The 13,414-nt window shown below is 63.6% G+C and carries 10 protein-coding genes; 4 read left to right on the forward strand and 6 right to left on the reverse strand.

The window, feature by feature from the left end; all coding sequences use genetic code 11:
- Positions 1-7 precede the first annotated feature (7 nt).
- The gene (locus C7G41_RS31585; RefSeq protein ID WP_106946189.1) at positions 8-2,701 is read right to left on the reverse strand and encodes a bifunctional acetate--CoA ligase family protein/GNAT family N-acetyltransferase; all 2,694 of its coding nucleotides are present in this window, start codon (positions 2,699-2,701) and stop codon (positions 8-10) included.
- A gap of 69 nt (positions 2,702-2,770) precedes the next feature.
- Positions 2,771-3,610: a universal stress protein gene (locus tag C7G41_RS31590; protein ID WP_106946190.1), complete on the reverse strand. Its 840-nt coding sequence runs from the start codon at positions 3,608-3,610 to the stop codon at positions 2,771-2,773.
- Between the two features lie 186 nt (positions 3,611-3,796).
- Between C7G41_RS31590 and C7G41_RS31595 the strand changes: the two genes are divergently transcribed.
- Entirely contained in the window at positions 3,797-5,329 is a 1,533-nt protein-coding gene (locus C7G41_RS31595) for a bifunctional aminoglycoside phosphotransferase/ATP-binding protein (RefSeq protein ID WP_106946191.1), read from the forward strand.
- 12 nt (positions 5,330-5,341) lie between these two features.
- Positions 5,342-6,316, forward strand: a complete 975-nt coding sequence (locus C7G41_RS31600; protein WP_106946192.1) for a CHAD domain-containing protein — start codon at positions 5,342-5,344, stop codon at positions 6,314-6,316.
- Here the strand turns inward: C7G41_RS31600 and C7G41_RS31605 are convergent.
- Positions 6,313-8,160: an alpha/beta hydrolase gene (locus tag C7G41_RS31605; RefSeq protein ID WP_106946193.1), complete on the reverse strand. Its 1,848-nt coding sequence runs from the start codon at positions 8,158-8,160 to the stop codon at positions 6,313-6,315. The genes C7G41_RS31600 and C7G41_RS31605 overlap by 4 nt on opposite strands.
- A 208-nt stretch (positions 8,161-8,368) precedes the next feature.
- Here C7G41_RS31605 and C7G41_RS31610 point away from each other — a divergent pair, with 208 nt between their 5' ends.
- A complete protein-coding gene (locus C7G41_RS31610) occupies positions 8,369-9,097 on the forward strand; it encodes a CBS domain-containing protein (RefSeq protein WP_106946228.1) in 729 nt (242 codons plus the stop codon).
- Between the two features lie 46 nt (positions 9,098-9,143).
- On the opposite strand, the gene C7G41_RS31615 is transcribed toward C7G41_RS31610, so the two are convergent.
- The 3 genes from C7G41_RS31615 to C7G41_RS31625 all read right to left on the reverse strand — a co-directional run bounded on the left by C7G41_RS31615 (position 9,144) and on the right by C7G41_RS31625 (position 11,981).
- Positions 9,144-9,602 carry a RidA family protein gene (locus tag C7G41_RS31615; protein WP_106946229.1) on the reverse strand — a complete coding sequence of 153 codons (459 nt, stop codon included), beginning with the start codon at positions 9,600-9,602 and terminating at the stop codon, positions 9,144-9,146.
- A 21-nt stretch (positions 9,603-9,623) separates the two neighbouring features.
- Entirely contained in the window at positions 9,624-11,315 is a 1,692-nt protein-coding gene (locus C7G41_RS31620) for a benzoate-CoA ligase family protein (protein WP_106946194.1), read from the reverse strand.
- Between the two features lie 147 nt (positions 11,316-11,462).
- Positions 11,463-11,981 carry a MarR family winged helix-turn-helix transcriptional regulator gene (locus C7G41_RS31625; protein WP_199198713.1) on the reverse strand — a complete coding sequence of 173 codons (519 nt, stop codon included), beginning with the start codon at positions 11,979-11,981 and terminating at the stop codon, positions 11,463-11,465.
- A 250-nt stretch (positions 11,982-12,231) separates the two neighbouring features.
- Here C7G41_RS31625 and C7G41_RS31630 point away from each other — a divergent pair, with 250 nt between their 5' ends.
- Entirely contained in the window at positions 12,232-13,407 is a 1,176-nt protein-coding gene (locus tag C7G41_RS31630) for an ABC transporter substrate-binding protein (protein ID WP_106946195.1), read from the forward strand.
- The last annotated feature ends 7 nt before the right edge of the window (positions 13,408-13,414 follow it).

The raw sequence follows: 13,414 nt of genomic DNA on the forward strand, positions 1-13,414 counted from the left end.
GGCGCGCTCAGAGCTTCAGCCTGACGTCGCAAATATCCGGTTCGGTGGCATCCGGCTTCACATCGAAGCCGAGCTGCCGGCACATTTCGAGCATGACGGTGTTCTCCCGGAGCACGTCGCCCGAGATGGTCTTCAGGCCCTCCGATCTCGCGTAGTCGATGATCAGCTGCATCAGGGCCCATCCCAGACCTTTGCCCTTGAGGTCGGACCGCAGCAGGATCGCATATTCACCGCTCTCATAGATCGAATCCGAATGGAGTCGGACCACGCCGACCATCTCACCGGTCGCCTCGTCGAATGCGATAAACGCCATCGCGCGCGCATAGTCGAGCTGGGTCAGGCGGGCGATGAACTCGTGAGTGAACTCCTTCATCGGCGCGAAGAAACGCAGACGAAGGTCGTGCGCCGTGACATGACGCAGGAATGCGTGGATGGTCGGCTCGTCCTCCGGACGCAGGGGCCGCGCGAAGATCCGCCAGCCCTCCTTGAGCTTGAGGCGGCGCTCCCATTGCGACGGATAGGCCCGAACGGCGAAGTTGGCGGCGCCGGAGCCGGCAAACTTCCGTTGCGGCGGCCCTACCGCGACGCGAGCGTCGACCGCGGTCACGCCGGTTTCGTCCGCCAGCAGCGGATTGATGTCGAATTCGCGGATCTCGGGAATGTCGGCGGCCATCTGCGCCAGCTTGACCAGGACCATGGCGACGGCATCGGGCTTCACCGCCGGCACGTCCCGGTAAGCGCGGAGCAGCCGTGACACGCGTGTGCGGTCGATCAGGTCGCGGGCTAGTTGCAGATCGAGCGGCGGCAGCGCAAGCGCCTTGTCGTTGATGATCTCGACCGCGGTCCCGCCGCGGCCGAACACGACGACCGTGCCGAAGGTCGGATCGTCGGCAAGGCCCAGAATCAACTCGCGCGCCTTCGCCTTGACCACCATCGCCTGCACGATGACGCCCTCAATGCGAGCTTGCGGACGCAGCTTCCTCGCGCGAACGAGAATATCGGTAGCGGCGGCGCGCACCGCCTCGACCGTCGTCAGATTGAGCACGACCCCGCCGACATCGGATTTGTGGACGATGTCGCGCGACATGATTTTCAGCACGACGGTGGCGCCTTGCGCGAAGATTTCTTCCGCGTAGGCCACCGCCTGCTCGACATCGGCCGCAGCGTAAGTGGGCACCATCGCGATATCGTAGGCTTCGAGCAGGTGCTTGATCTCGACGGGTTCAAGCCATTGGCGGCCGTCTGCGATGGCAGCAGCTATGATCTGCTTCGCAGCACGTGCGTCCGGCACGAAAGTGTCTGGCATTGCGGGTGGAACCTGGCTCAGCTCCTCCACGACTTCGCGGTGCCTCACGAGGTACATGAAGCCGCGCACGGCGTCGTCTTCGGTCGGATAGTTCGGAATGCCGGCGCCGGACAGTGTTTCGATGATGTTCTGGTCTGCCCCGATCCAGGCGGCAAGCACCGGCTTGGCCCAACTGCGGTGCTTCTCGCGATATGCCTTGACGCGTTCGGTCACCATCGTTGCGATATCGGCGGCCGAGGCGATCGCGGTCTGCACGTTGAGGACCAGGACCGCGTCGTTGTCGGGGTCGGCGAGCAGCACCTCGAGCGCCGCCGCATAGCGCGACGCATCGGCGTCGCCCACGATGTCGACGGGATTTGCGCCGGACCAGGTCGGCGGCAGCGCGTCATCGAGCTTCTTGCGGGCGTCCGCCGAGATGGTCGCCGGAATGCCGCCGAGCTCGACCAATCGGTCAATGGCGAGGACACCGATGCCGCCGCCATTGGTCAGGATGGCGAGGCGCTTTCCCGCCGGCGACTCGACGCGGCCCAGCGTCTCGGCGCAATCGAACAGCTCGCGCAGATCGGAGACCCGCAGGACGCCCGCGCGGCGGAACGCCGCGTCATAGACGGCGTCGGCGCCCGCGAGCGCACCGGTATGGGTGGCAGCCGCCCTCGCACCCTGCGCCATTCGGCCGGACTTCACCACGACAACGGGCTTCACGCGCGCCGCGGCGCGCGCGGCCGACATGAACTTGCGCGCGTCCTTGATGGCCTCGATATAGAGCAGGATCGCGCGGGTCTTGTGATCCATCGCGAAATAGTCGAGCAGATCGGCAATATCGACATCGATCTGATCGCCGATCGAGACGATGCCGGAGAAGCCGACGCCGCGCTGCGCGGCCCAATCGACCATGCCGGCCGCGATCGCGCCCGATTGCGAAATCAGCGCGAGATTTCCCGCTCCCGGCATGTGCGCGGCAAAACTCGCATTGAGGCTCACGCCGGGCATCATGATGCCCAAGCAGTTCGGCCCGATCAGCCGCATGCCGTATTTGCCGGCCGCAGCGATGGCGGCCTCCTGCAGGGACCCCGGCCCGTGACCGAGCCCGGCAGAGACGATCAGGGCGCCCGCCGAGCCGCGCCTCCCGGCTTGATCGACAATGCCGGGAACCGCGCGCGCCGGCGCCGTGATGATCACAAGCTCCGGCACGAACGACAACTTGTCGAGGCTGTCCACCGCCGCGACGCCGCCGATCTCGGCATGGCGCGGGTTGACGAGGCCGAACTGTCCCGTGAAGCCAGCCTTCTGAATGTTCTCCAGAACGGCGCGTCCAACGGAGACCGGGCGGGCGCTCGCACCGACGAGCGCGACCGAACGCGGCGACAGCAGGTTCTTCAGACGATAGGTTGACATGAAAGCAAATGCGCCCGGTCGGTGGCGGTTCCGATGGTTGACGATCAGGCCGATAAGCTGGCGACCCGCCTAGTACGAGATCATAACCCAGCACGGTGGCTCGCCAATGACGGTCTTTGTCACACCGCCCCAAACGATCTCGTTCAGGCGCGAATGATGGTAGGCGCCCATCACGATCGCATCAATGGCATGGGAATTCGCCCAGCTTCCGAGCACCTTGCCGGTCGAGCTGCCGCCGCCCGTCACGGTTTCGAACGACGCGTAGACCCCGTGTTCCCTCAAGTGATCGACCAGAGCCGTCCCCGATTGCACGATCGCGTCGGGCTTGTCATCCGCCACGGTCACCACGCGAACTACGGCGGCTGCCTGAAGGATAGGCAGCGCGTCGCCGACCGCACGCGCCGCACGCGCCGAGTGATCCCAGGCAATCATGACGTTCTCGAATTCCGGTCGCAGCCCGTCCACATGCTGCTCCGGGCAGAGCAGCACTGGCCGCCCGGATTCGAACAGGAGCGTCTCGATGATGTGTTCGGTTCGGCTGTCGTGTGGCTTCACGGGGACCAGCGTGAGATCGCTGAAGCGCCCGTGCTCGGCCAGGACTGACGCGATCTGGTCTGCCGGCACCTTGGCCGACCGGCTTTGGGCGCGAATGCCCGTCCGGGAGGTTGCACGGGTGAACGCACCCAGGAGATCCTGAGTGTCGCCCGCCCAAAGCGATCCGTTTGCCTCGGCCGCATCGGCATCATCGGGGAGCAACACCTTCGGCCGCACGAAAACATCCTCTTCGAGCGCAAGCGCGCTGATCCTGGCGCCGAGGTCGGCGGCGACGGCCACGCATTTCTCGATCGCAGCTAGGGCCGGGCCGCGTGGCTGGCCGACGAGCGGCAGAAAGACGTCCTTGATCGGCATCGGGATTCTCCTCAGGCACCAGAATAGGCTGGCTTTGGTCGGGACGCTTGATCCTCGTCAAGCCCTGGAACCGGTCGGAAGGAGGCCGGCGTTGACCGAAGTCAAGGACTGGCCGCGATCTGCTTCTATGTATTACCCTGGCGCGGGGCGAGCCGCCTTCCGACGCATCTGGACGTACCAGCTGGAATGACAGACGATTCTGCGACCCAGGACCGGATCTTTGCGGCGCTCACCAATTCCGCGGATCACCCAAACGTAAGGCGGATCGATACGCACGCAGCTTCGGTCTTTCTCGAAGGCAGGCGCGCGCTGAAAATCAAGCGCGCCGTGCAGTTTCCGTTCCTCGATTATTCGACGCTCGAGAAGCGCAGGGCGGCGTGCGAGGAGGAGATCAGGATCAACCGGCCGCTGGCCCCGCAGATCTATCACCGCGTCGTAGCGATCACGGAAGAGCCCGATGGATCGGTGAAGGTCGACGGAAGCGGCCGGCCGCTCGAGTATGCGGTCGAGATGTCGCGCTTCGACGAGAGCCGGACGCTGGATCATCTGGCCAAGGCCGGCCCGCTGGATGCAAATTTCGCCTCGGCCGTCGCCGACGCCATCGTGGCTTCGCATGCGCAGGCTGTTCGCGCCGACGGCAAGGCATGGGTTTCCTCCATCCCCGGCCTGATCGATGGCAACAGCAATGGCCTGCGGACCGGTAATCATTTCAAAGCCGAAGACATCGCAAAACTCGGCAGAGACTCGCACGCGATGTTCCTTCGCCTCCGGCCTTTGCTCGACGAACGCGGCCGTCAAGGTTTCGTGCGCCGCTGCCATGGCGACCTGCATCTTGCGAACATCGTGGCGATCGACGAACAACCGATGCTGTTCGACGCCATCGAGTTCGCCGCCCAGATGGCAACTATCGACATGCTCTACGATCTCGCATTCGGATTGATGGACCTGTTGCACCACGATCAACCACGCGCGGCCAACATCGTGCTGAACCGCTATCTCGCCGCGACTCCGGTCGAAAATCTCGACGCGCTATCCGCACTGCCGCTGTTCATGTCCATCCGGGCGGCGATCCGCGCCCAGGTCGCGCTGGCACGGCTGAACCCGCCGCATTCCGATGATCCCAGCATTCTCGACGATGCACGGCGCTATTTTGGCCTCGCCCGCGCGCTGATCCAACCTCCCGCTCCCCGGCTGATTGCAGTCGGCGGACTGTCAGGCACCGGAAAGACGATCTTGGCACGCGCGCTGGCGCCGGACGTTACGCCGCAGCCGGGGGCCGTCGTGCTGCGGAGCGACCTCGTCCGCAAGCAGATGTTCGGGGTCGAGGACACGGAGCAGCTGCCGGCATCCGCATACACGCCGGAGGTCACGGCCCGCGTTTACGACATGTTGGCTCAGCACGCCGGGCGGGTGGTGGCGCAGGGCCATTCAGCGATCATCGACGGCGTGTTCGCCCGCGAGGACGAACGAGACGCGGTCGCCGCACTGGCGCGCGAGCGCAACGTGCCGCTAAACGGCCTATTTCTGGTTGCGGACCTCGCGACCCGGCAGGCGCGGATCGGAGGCCGCCGGGGCGACGCATCCGACGCCACGCAAGAGGTTGCCGCGCTGCAAGAGCACTATAATATCGGCCATGTCGGTTGGGCGACCATCGATGCATCCGGGACGCAAGAGCAGACGCTCCAGAACTGCCGGAACGCGATCGCCGAGAGCAAGTAAGGCAATCTGCAAATGGCGCGACCCAGCACGAGTTCGACGGCGACCGCGCGCGTCAAGCCTGCGGCGAGGCGCAATGCCCTGCCCGGCCGCCTCAGCCCCGGCATGGTCTGCGACACGGCCTTCCGGATCATCGCCCGCCGTCATCTCGACGCTGTTGTCGCCCAGCATGACGGCACCTGCCGCGGCGACCCCGAGGCACTGCACCAGATCCGGATTGCACTGACGCATCTGCGCACCGCCATCCGCTTCTTCTCGCCGATGGTCGATGACGCCATACGGCCGGAGGTCTGGACAGAACTGAAATGGCTGAACAGCCAGCTCGGCATGGTACGGGACCTCGACGTGGCAATCGAGCGGGTCATTGCCGAGAGTGGAGGCGATTTGACAGTGATTGCCGAGCTCCAGCACTGGGACGAGAAGCGCGCCGAGAGCCACCGCCTGCTGGCGCGCGCGCTGCAATCCGCGCGGTATCGCCGTCTCGTAGAGCAGACGTCAGCCTGGATCGAGAGCGGCTCCTGGTCGACCCGGCGCAGCAAGGAAGCCATCAGGCTGCGCCGCTGCACACTCGCCGACCACGCAACGGCGAAACTCACGGAATGGGAAAAGACGCTGCTCAAGAAAGCGCGCAAGCTCCGCAAGCTCGACGTCGAGAAACGGCACAAACTGCGGCTTCTCAACAAGCGGCTGACCTATTCGATCGAGTCCCTGGAGGACCTGTTCGCCGACGAATCGCTGACAAAGCAGAAGTCGATCCTCAGGCAATTGCGCAAGGCGCAAAAATCGCTCGGGCAAATGAACGACGATGTGCGAGGGCAAGCCCTGGCGGCATCCTTGAACGAGGCCGTCCCCGAGGCTGGCATTCGCTTCCTCAATCGCAAGCGCGAAAAGAAACTGTTGCGGATCGCTTCGGACGCCTACCGGAAACTGGACAAGGCCAAGCCGTTCCGCTCCGCCGACCTTGCGCCGAATGCGGAGCCTGAGGATTAGGTGTGGACGTAGTCTCCCGGCGCGTCGGGCAGACCGTCAAGGTCTCCGCCTCCGATCTGCGGGGGATCGCGGGGCGCCCCGGAGCGTGCTACCAGCCATTCTGCCCATTCCGGCCACCACGACCCCTCGACCTGCGGTGCCAGCTTCAGCCATTCTTCCGGGCCAACATAAGGCGCATCAGCAGCCTTGATCAGCACTTGATAGCTGTGGCCGGGCTCGTCGGGCGGCGCGACGACGCCGGCATTGTGCCCGCCGCTGGTCAACACAAAGGTCACGTCGGCATCGACCTGATAGTGGATCTTGTAGACGGACCGCCACGGCGCCACGTGATCGGCGAGCGTGCCGACCACGAACATCGGCGCATGGATGTCGGAAAGCGAGACACTCCTGTCCTCGACACGATAGCGGCCTTCGGCCAGATCGTTGCCCAGGAATAGCTTTCGCAGATACTCCGAGTGCATCCGATAAGGCAGCCGCGTGGCGTCGGCGTTCCAGGCCATCAGCTCGCTCTGTGGCGCGCCCTCGCCCATCAGATAGTCATGCGACAGCCGCGACCAGATCAGCTCGTTGGAGCGCAGCAGCTGGAACGCGCCGGCCATCTGCGTCGTGTCCAGATAGCCACGCTGCCACATCAAGTCTTCGAGAAAGGCGACCTGGCTCTCGTTGACGAAGAGCGTCAGCTCGCCGGCCTCTGTGAAATCCGTCTGTGCAGCAAGCAGGGTGATCGTGCACATTCGCTTGTCGCCATCGCGTTCCATTGCGGCCGCAGCGATCGACAGCAATGTGCCGCCCAGGCAGTAGCCGAGCGCATGGGTCTTCTGGCCCGGCATGATCCGGCCGATCATATCCAGCGCCGCCATGACACCGAGCTTGCGATAGTCGTCGAAGGCAACATCCCGGTCCTTGGCATCGGGATTTCGCCAGGAAATCGCGAATACGGTGAAGCCCTGACTGGTCAGATATCTCACCAGAGAGTTCTGCGGCGACAGATCGAGGATGTAATACTTCATGATCCAGGCCGGCACGATCAGGATCGGCTCGGGTCGCACTTGCGCTCTCGTCGGATGGTACTGGATCAACTCGATCAACGCGTTGCGATAGACGACCTTGCCCGGCGAAGCCGCGACCGTCTTGCCGACGACAAACTGTTCGTCACCCGCCGGCCCTGCGGCGGAGACCAGGCGCATCAGGTCGCTGCACCAGTTCTGCCAGCCGAACACGAAATTCTCCCCGCCGCTCCGGAACGCCTTCTCCAGCACTTGCGGATTGGTCGCCGCGAAATTCGACGGCGCCAGCATGTCGAGCATCTGACGCATCGAGAATTCGACGATGGCCTCATTTGCGTGCGACACGCCACGTACGCCGGTCGTGGCATCGTGCCACCAGCGCTCTCCAAGCAGGAACGCCTGCGCAAGCAGATTGAACGGTGCGGCTTCCCACTGTGGTCCCCTGAAGCGACGATCCCGTCCCTGCGGTGCAATCACGGACCACGGCTTTTGCGACGTCGCGTGCGCGGCAGCTTCCAGAAACTGGCCCATGTCGCGAACGACATTGCGCGACATCTCCACCTGACGCTGCGGCGCCGCAGCGAGATGAGAGCTCCAATCGAGCCACGCCAGCGATAAGGCCAGCGGCGAAATACCGCCCGTTAACCGCGCCAGCATCGCATGAAACGCGCGATCAAGCGGGTACGGCTCGGAGACAGGCAGGGGATCGACGGCGACCGGCATTCCAGCCGGCGGCTCGGGGCTCGTCGTAGAGGCTCCGGGCTCAACAACAGGATTGACGGAGACAACCTGCGCTGACGGCTCTTCGGCCCGTGGAAATATCTGCACGACGCTCATGGCTGAATATTCCTGGCTACATCATGGCTGTGTGGCAGCAGGATATGGCGAGGCTTTGGATGCGCGTTGAGCTGCATCAAATCCGGGCATCGATCACAATTGCTTAATCGGGAACAGCCCGATGCATACTTTTGACCTGCGTCAAGCCGCGGCACGACGCGAGAGCTAGGTTTTGCGCATCGACATCGACAAGCCAGCGGAGTCTGCCATGCGTGCCCATCAGATCATGACCCGGTCGGTCATTTCGGTTACCCCCGACACCAGCATCGTCGAGGCGGCAAACATCATGCTGAAGCGGCATGTCAGCGGTCTCACGGTCGTGGACGATGCCGGCAAGCTGATCGGGGTGGTCTCGGAAGGCGACTTCATCCGCCGCAGCGAAATCGGCACAGGACGCCAGCGCGGGCGCTGGCTGCGATTCATTCTCGGATCCGGTAAATCGGCCGGCGACTTCGTCCACGAGCACGGCCGCAAGGTCTCGGAGGTGATGACCCCCTCACCGGTGACCATCACCGAGGATACGGCGCTCGCCGAGATCGTCGATCTCATGGAGCGGAACAACGTGAAGCGTCTGCCGGTGATCCGCGGCGACAAGATCGTCGGCATCGTGTCGCGCGCGAACCTGCTCCAGGCGGTGGCGGACCTGGCCCGAGACGTACCCGACCCGACCGCGGACGACGATCATATTCGCAGCCGCATCATCGATACCATGGAGAAGAACGACTGGTGCCCGTTCGGGCTGAACGTCATCGTCCGCGACGGCATCGTTCATCTCAGCGGCGTCATCACCGAGGAGCGCGCGCGACAGGCCGCGGTCGTCGCAGCGGAGAACGTCAACGGCGTGAATAAGGTGCATGACCATCTCTGCTGGGTCGACACCATGTCAGGAGTATATCTGAACTCGCCCGAGGACGATGACCTCGCCAAAGCAAGCTGACCAAGGCAAGCTGACCAAGGCAAGCTGAGCGCCCGCCGATCGCAGTTCAGCGCGGAATGACGGCGGTGGCTTCGATTTCGACGCGCGCGGCCTTCTCGACGAGGCGGACGACCTGAACCAGCGCCATCGCCGGGTAGTGCGCGCCGAAGATGGTGCGATAGGCCTTGCCGAGCTCTTTCAGGTTCGTCAGGTACTCGTCCATGTCGACGACGTACCAGGTCAGGCGCACCAAATGCTCGGGCTGCGCACCGGCCTCCGCGAGAATCGCGGCAATGTTGCTCAAGGTCTGGCGCACCTGCGCGACAAAACCCTCCGCAAGACGCTCCTCGGCATCCCAGCCGATAACGCCGCCAGTAACGACGATGCGTCCCTCGGCGGCCATGCCGTTGGCATAGCCTTTCGGCACCGGCCAACCGGACGGCTGGAGCACCTGCGCCCTGGCGCGGGTTTCATCCTCGGCTGCTGTCGGCAGCACCGCGAGGTGCGGGCCTTTCGGCGTCGTCACGGACAATTCTCTATCCTTCTCTCATTCCGCCGCGACACCGGAGGACGTCACCGCGGTCTGCGCCAGTTGCCGCAGGGCAAAGCGCTTTAGTTTGCCGGTCTCGGTCTTCGGTAGTTGCGTCACGAACTCGATCGCGCGCGGATATTTGTAGGGCGCGATCTCGCATTTGACATGCGCCTGCAACGCAGCCACGAGCTCGGCGTCCGGCGTTACGCCCGGCGCGGCAATGACATAGGCCTTCACGATCATGCCGCGCGCCTCGTCCGGCGCGCCGACGACCCCGCACTCGACGACGGAGGGATGCGTAAGCAGCGCCGCCTCGACATCCGTGCCTGCGATGTTGTAGCCGGCCGACACGATCATGTCGTCCGAGCGCGACTGGTACCAGAAATAGCCCTCCCTATCCATCAGATAGGTATCGCCCGTGATGTTCCAGCCGTTCTGTACGTATTTGCGCTGCCGTTCGTCGGCGAGATAGCGGCATCCGGTCGGCCCGCGTACCGCAAGCCGTCCCATCGTGCCCGGCGGCAAATCATTGCCGGAATCGTCGACGATCTTCGCTTCATACCCCGGCACCGGCTTGCCCGTCGCACCGGGACGGATCTCGTCCTCGGTCGCACTGATGAAGATGTGCAGCAGCTCGGTCGAGCCGATGCCATCCATCAGCTTGATGCCGGTCGCCTTCAGCCAGGCATCGAATGTCGGCTTGGGCAGCGTCTCGCCGGCGGACACGCATTTGCGAAGCGAGGAAATATCGCGGCCCGGAAGCTTGCCAATCATCGCCCGGTACGCGGTCGGTGCGGTGAAACAGACCGTGGTCTTGTACTGCTCGATCGCATTCAGAATGTCGTCGGGCGCCGTCTTCTCCAGAACGACAAAGGAGGCGCCGATGTGCATCGGAAACAGCACGCCGCCGAAGCCAAACGTGAAGGCGAGCGGTGCCGAGCCGACAAAGCGATCCTTCTGCTCCGCGCGCAGGATGTTGCGCGCATAGCCATCGCAGACCGCCAGCATGTCACGGTGGAAATGCATGGTGCCCTTGGGATCGCCGGTCGTGCCCGACGTGAACGCGATCAGGCAGACGTCGTCGGATGCAGTATCGACAGCTTTGAACTCCGGACTTGCATCCGCCATCAGCGCCTCGAGCGAGTCGCCGGCGCCATTGCCCCAATAGACCACGCGCTTGAAGCCGGGAGCCGCGGCTTTCGCCTTCTCCATTTCGTCGGCGAGCTTGCCATCACAGAGCGCGAGCGTGATCTCCGCCTTCTGGATCGGATAGGACAGCTCCTTGGCACGCAACAGCGGCATCGTCGCCACGACGATGCCACCGGCCTTGATCACCGCGAGATAGGTCGCAACCATCATCGGATTGTTGGCCGAGCGTAGCAGCACGCGCCCGCCGGGGACGAGGCCGAGCTTGCCGACCAGCACATTGGCGATGCGGTTCACGACCGTTTGCAGCTCGCGATAGGTGTAGCTGACGGCGGGGCTGATGACGCAGGGAGCGTCGCCATGTCCCTGCTCGACCCAGCGGTCTAGGAAGTAGCTGACGCAATTGAGGCGGGGCGGATATTGCAATTCCGGTCGCGTAAAGATGAATTCCGGCCAGAGCTCGGCTGGCGGAAGATGCTGCCGCGCGAACGTATCGACATGGGCTGTCGCAGCATTGTCGTCACGCGAGCCCGAAACTTGAACCTTGGCAGCGTTGGCCATCGCACGCTCCTTTCAGCATGGAAAGCACCCGGCAGCACTAACTCGGAAACATTTTAGGCTTAAAGCAATTTCGTGCAATAGCGGATTTTGGGCATCCCGTGCTTTTTCCGGCGGCAAATGGGGATTAGTCGGCGCGTCAGCCGCGGACTAGGCCCGGCGGCGACCGGCCGATTTCTGCGCCGATGCCTTGGTCTTGGCGAGCAGGCGCATCAATTCGCGCACATCCTTCGGCGTCAGATCGGCGAACAGATCGGCGATCCAGGTCTCGTGTTCCGCGGCCATTTTGCGAAACTCGGCGCGACCGAGTTTGGTCAGCCGGATCACCTGGACGCGGCGATCCGTCTCCGACGTGCGGCGGTCGAGATGACCGGATTCCACGAGGCGCTCGACGAGGCCGGTGACGTTGCCGTTCGACACCATCATGCGCTTGGACACGTCGGACAGCGTCATGCCATCGGGTGCCTTGTCGAGCTGCGCCATCAGGTCGAAACGCGGAAATGTGACGTCGAAGCGCTGCCGCAACCGGCCACGGACCTCGCCCTCAATCAGGGTCGTGCAGGTCAAGAGACGCAGCCACAGCCGAAGCTCTTCGGCGTGATCCTCCGGAGTTTCGACGGCCTTGGTCTCGGAATCGAGCATGTTGATGCAGTCACTCACGGCCGGCATTGGCGCTCGGCACGGATTCCCAACGTTTCGAGCTTCAAATAAATCGAAGCCGGCTGCAAGCCTAAAGCCGCAACAATCGACCACGCACGGATTTCTTTAGGCTTCAAATAATTGGCGCGCCGCTTGCATGCGCCGCTGCCCGCAGGATGACGACGCCTTGAGCTCGCTTGCCGCGGCAGCAATCATCGGCATAAACTTGGATTGGAGTAGCGGCTTGCAGTGCAAGTCCTGTTGTCACGGGGGACAGATCATGAAGACGCAAATGACGTTGGCCGCAGCCGCCTTGCTGCTTGGCACCGCGGTGAGCCCTTCCCTCGCCCAGGAGAAAATCAAGCTGGGTGTGATCGTGACCCTCTCGGGACCCGCCGCCGCGCTCGGCCAACAGGTCCGCGACGGCTTTGCGCTCGGGATGAAGGATCTCGGCGGCAAGATGGGCGGCCGCGATGTCGAGGTCGTCGTGGTCGACGACGAATTGAAGCCGGACGCAGCAGTCACCAAGGTCAAGGGCCTTCTGGAGCGTGACAAGGTCGACTTCGTGGTCGGCCCGATCTTCTCCAACATCCTCCAGGCGATCCACCGGCCGGTCACGGAATCGAAGACCTTCCTGATCAGCCCCAATGCCGGCCCGTCGACGTTTGCCGGCAAGGACTGCAACCCGTTCTTCTATGTGACCTCGTACCAGAACGATCAGGTGCACGAAATCCTCGGCAAGGTCGCGCAGGATCGCGGCTACAAGCGCATGTATCTGATGGTGCCGAATTATCAGGCCGGCAAGGACTCGGTGGCGGGCTTCAAGCTCGACTACAAGGGTGAGATCGTCGAAGAATCCTACATGCCGCTGAACACGCTCGACTTCCAGCCGGAGCTTTCCAAGATTTCATCGCAGAAGCCCGATGCTCTCTTCACATTCATGCCGGGCGGCCTCGGGGTCAATCTCGTCAAGCAATACCGGCAGGCTGGCCTCGCCGACAGCATTCCGGTGCTCTCCGCTTTCACGGTGGATGAATCCACCTTGCCGGCGCAGCAGGACGCGGCGGTCGGCATGTTCGGCGGCGCGAACTGGGCGCCTAATCTCGACAATCCCCAGAACAAGAAGTTCGTCGCCGCCTACGAGGCCGCCTATAACGGCGTGCCCGGTACCTACGCCTTCCAGGCGTATGATGCCGCGATGCTGATCGACAGCGCCGTCAAGGCCGTGAAGGGCGATCTCTCCAACAAGGATGCGGTCGCGGCTGCTCTGAAGAAGGCCGACTTCACCTCCCTGCGCGGCGCCTTCAAGTTCAACACCAACGGTTATCCGATCCAGGATTTCTACCTGACCAAGGTTGCCAAGCGCGCGGACGGCAAGTTCCAGACCGAGATCGTCCAGAAAGTCTTCGAGAATTACGGCGACCGCTACGCCAAGGACTGCAAATCGGCGAACTAAGCCGCGC

It is taken from the genome of Bradyrhizobium sp. MOS002 (assembly GCF_003020115.1).
GTDB lineage: Bacteria > Pseudomonadota > Alphaproteobacteria > Rhizobiales > Xanthobacteraceae > Bradyrhizobium.

Coding starts and splice junctions, on each gene's coding strand:
- C7G41_RS31595 (WP_106946191.1), top strand. CDS start 3,797: ATGACAGACGATTCTGCGACCCAGGACCGGATCTTTGCGGCGCTCACC.
- C7G41_RS31590 (WP_106946190.1), bottom strand. CDS start 3,610: ATGCCGATCAAGGACGTCTTTCTGCCGCTCGTCGGCCAGCCACGCGGC.
- C7G41_RS31585 (WP_106946189.1), bottom strand. CDS start 2,701: ATGTCAACCTATCGTCTGAAGAACCTGCTGTCGCCGCGTTCGGTCGCG.
- C7G41_RS31625 (WP_199198713.1), bottom strand. CDS start 11,981: ATGCCGGCCGTGAGTGACTGCATCAACATGCTCGATTCCGAGACCAAG.
- C7G41_RS31630 (WP_106946195.1), top strand. CDS start 12,232: ATGAAGACGCAAATGACGTTGGCCGCAGCCGCCTTGCTGCTTGGCACC.
- C7G41_RS31610 (WP_106946228.1), top strand. CDS start 8,369: ATGCGTGCCCATCAGATCATGACCCGGTCGGTCATTTCGGTTACCCCC.
- C7G41_RS31600 (WP_106946192.1), top strand. CDS start 5,342: ATGGCGCGACCCAGCACGAGTTCGACGGCGACCGCGCGCGTCAAGCCT.
- C7G41_RS31620 (WP_106946194.1), bottom strand. CDS start 11,315: ATGGCCAACGCTGCCAAGGTTCAAGTTTCGGGCTCGCGTGACGACAAT.
- C7G41_RS31605 (WP_106946193.1), bottom strand. CDS start 8,160: ATGAGCGTCGTGCAGATATTTCCACGGGCCGAAGAGCCGTCAGCGCAG.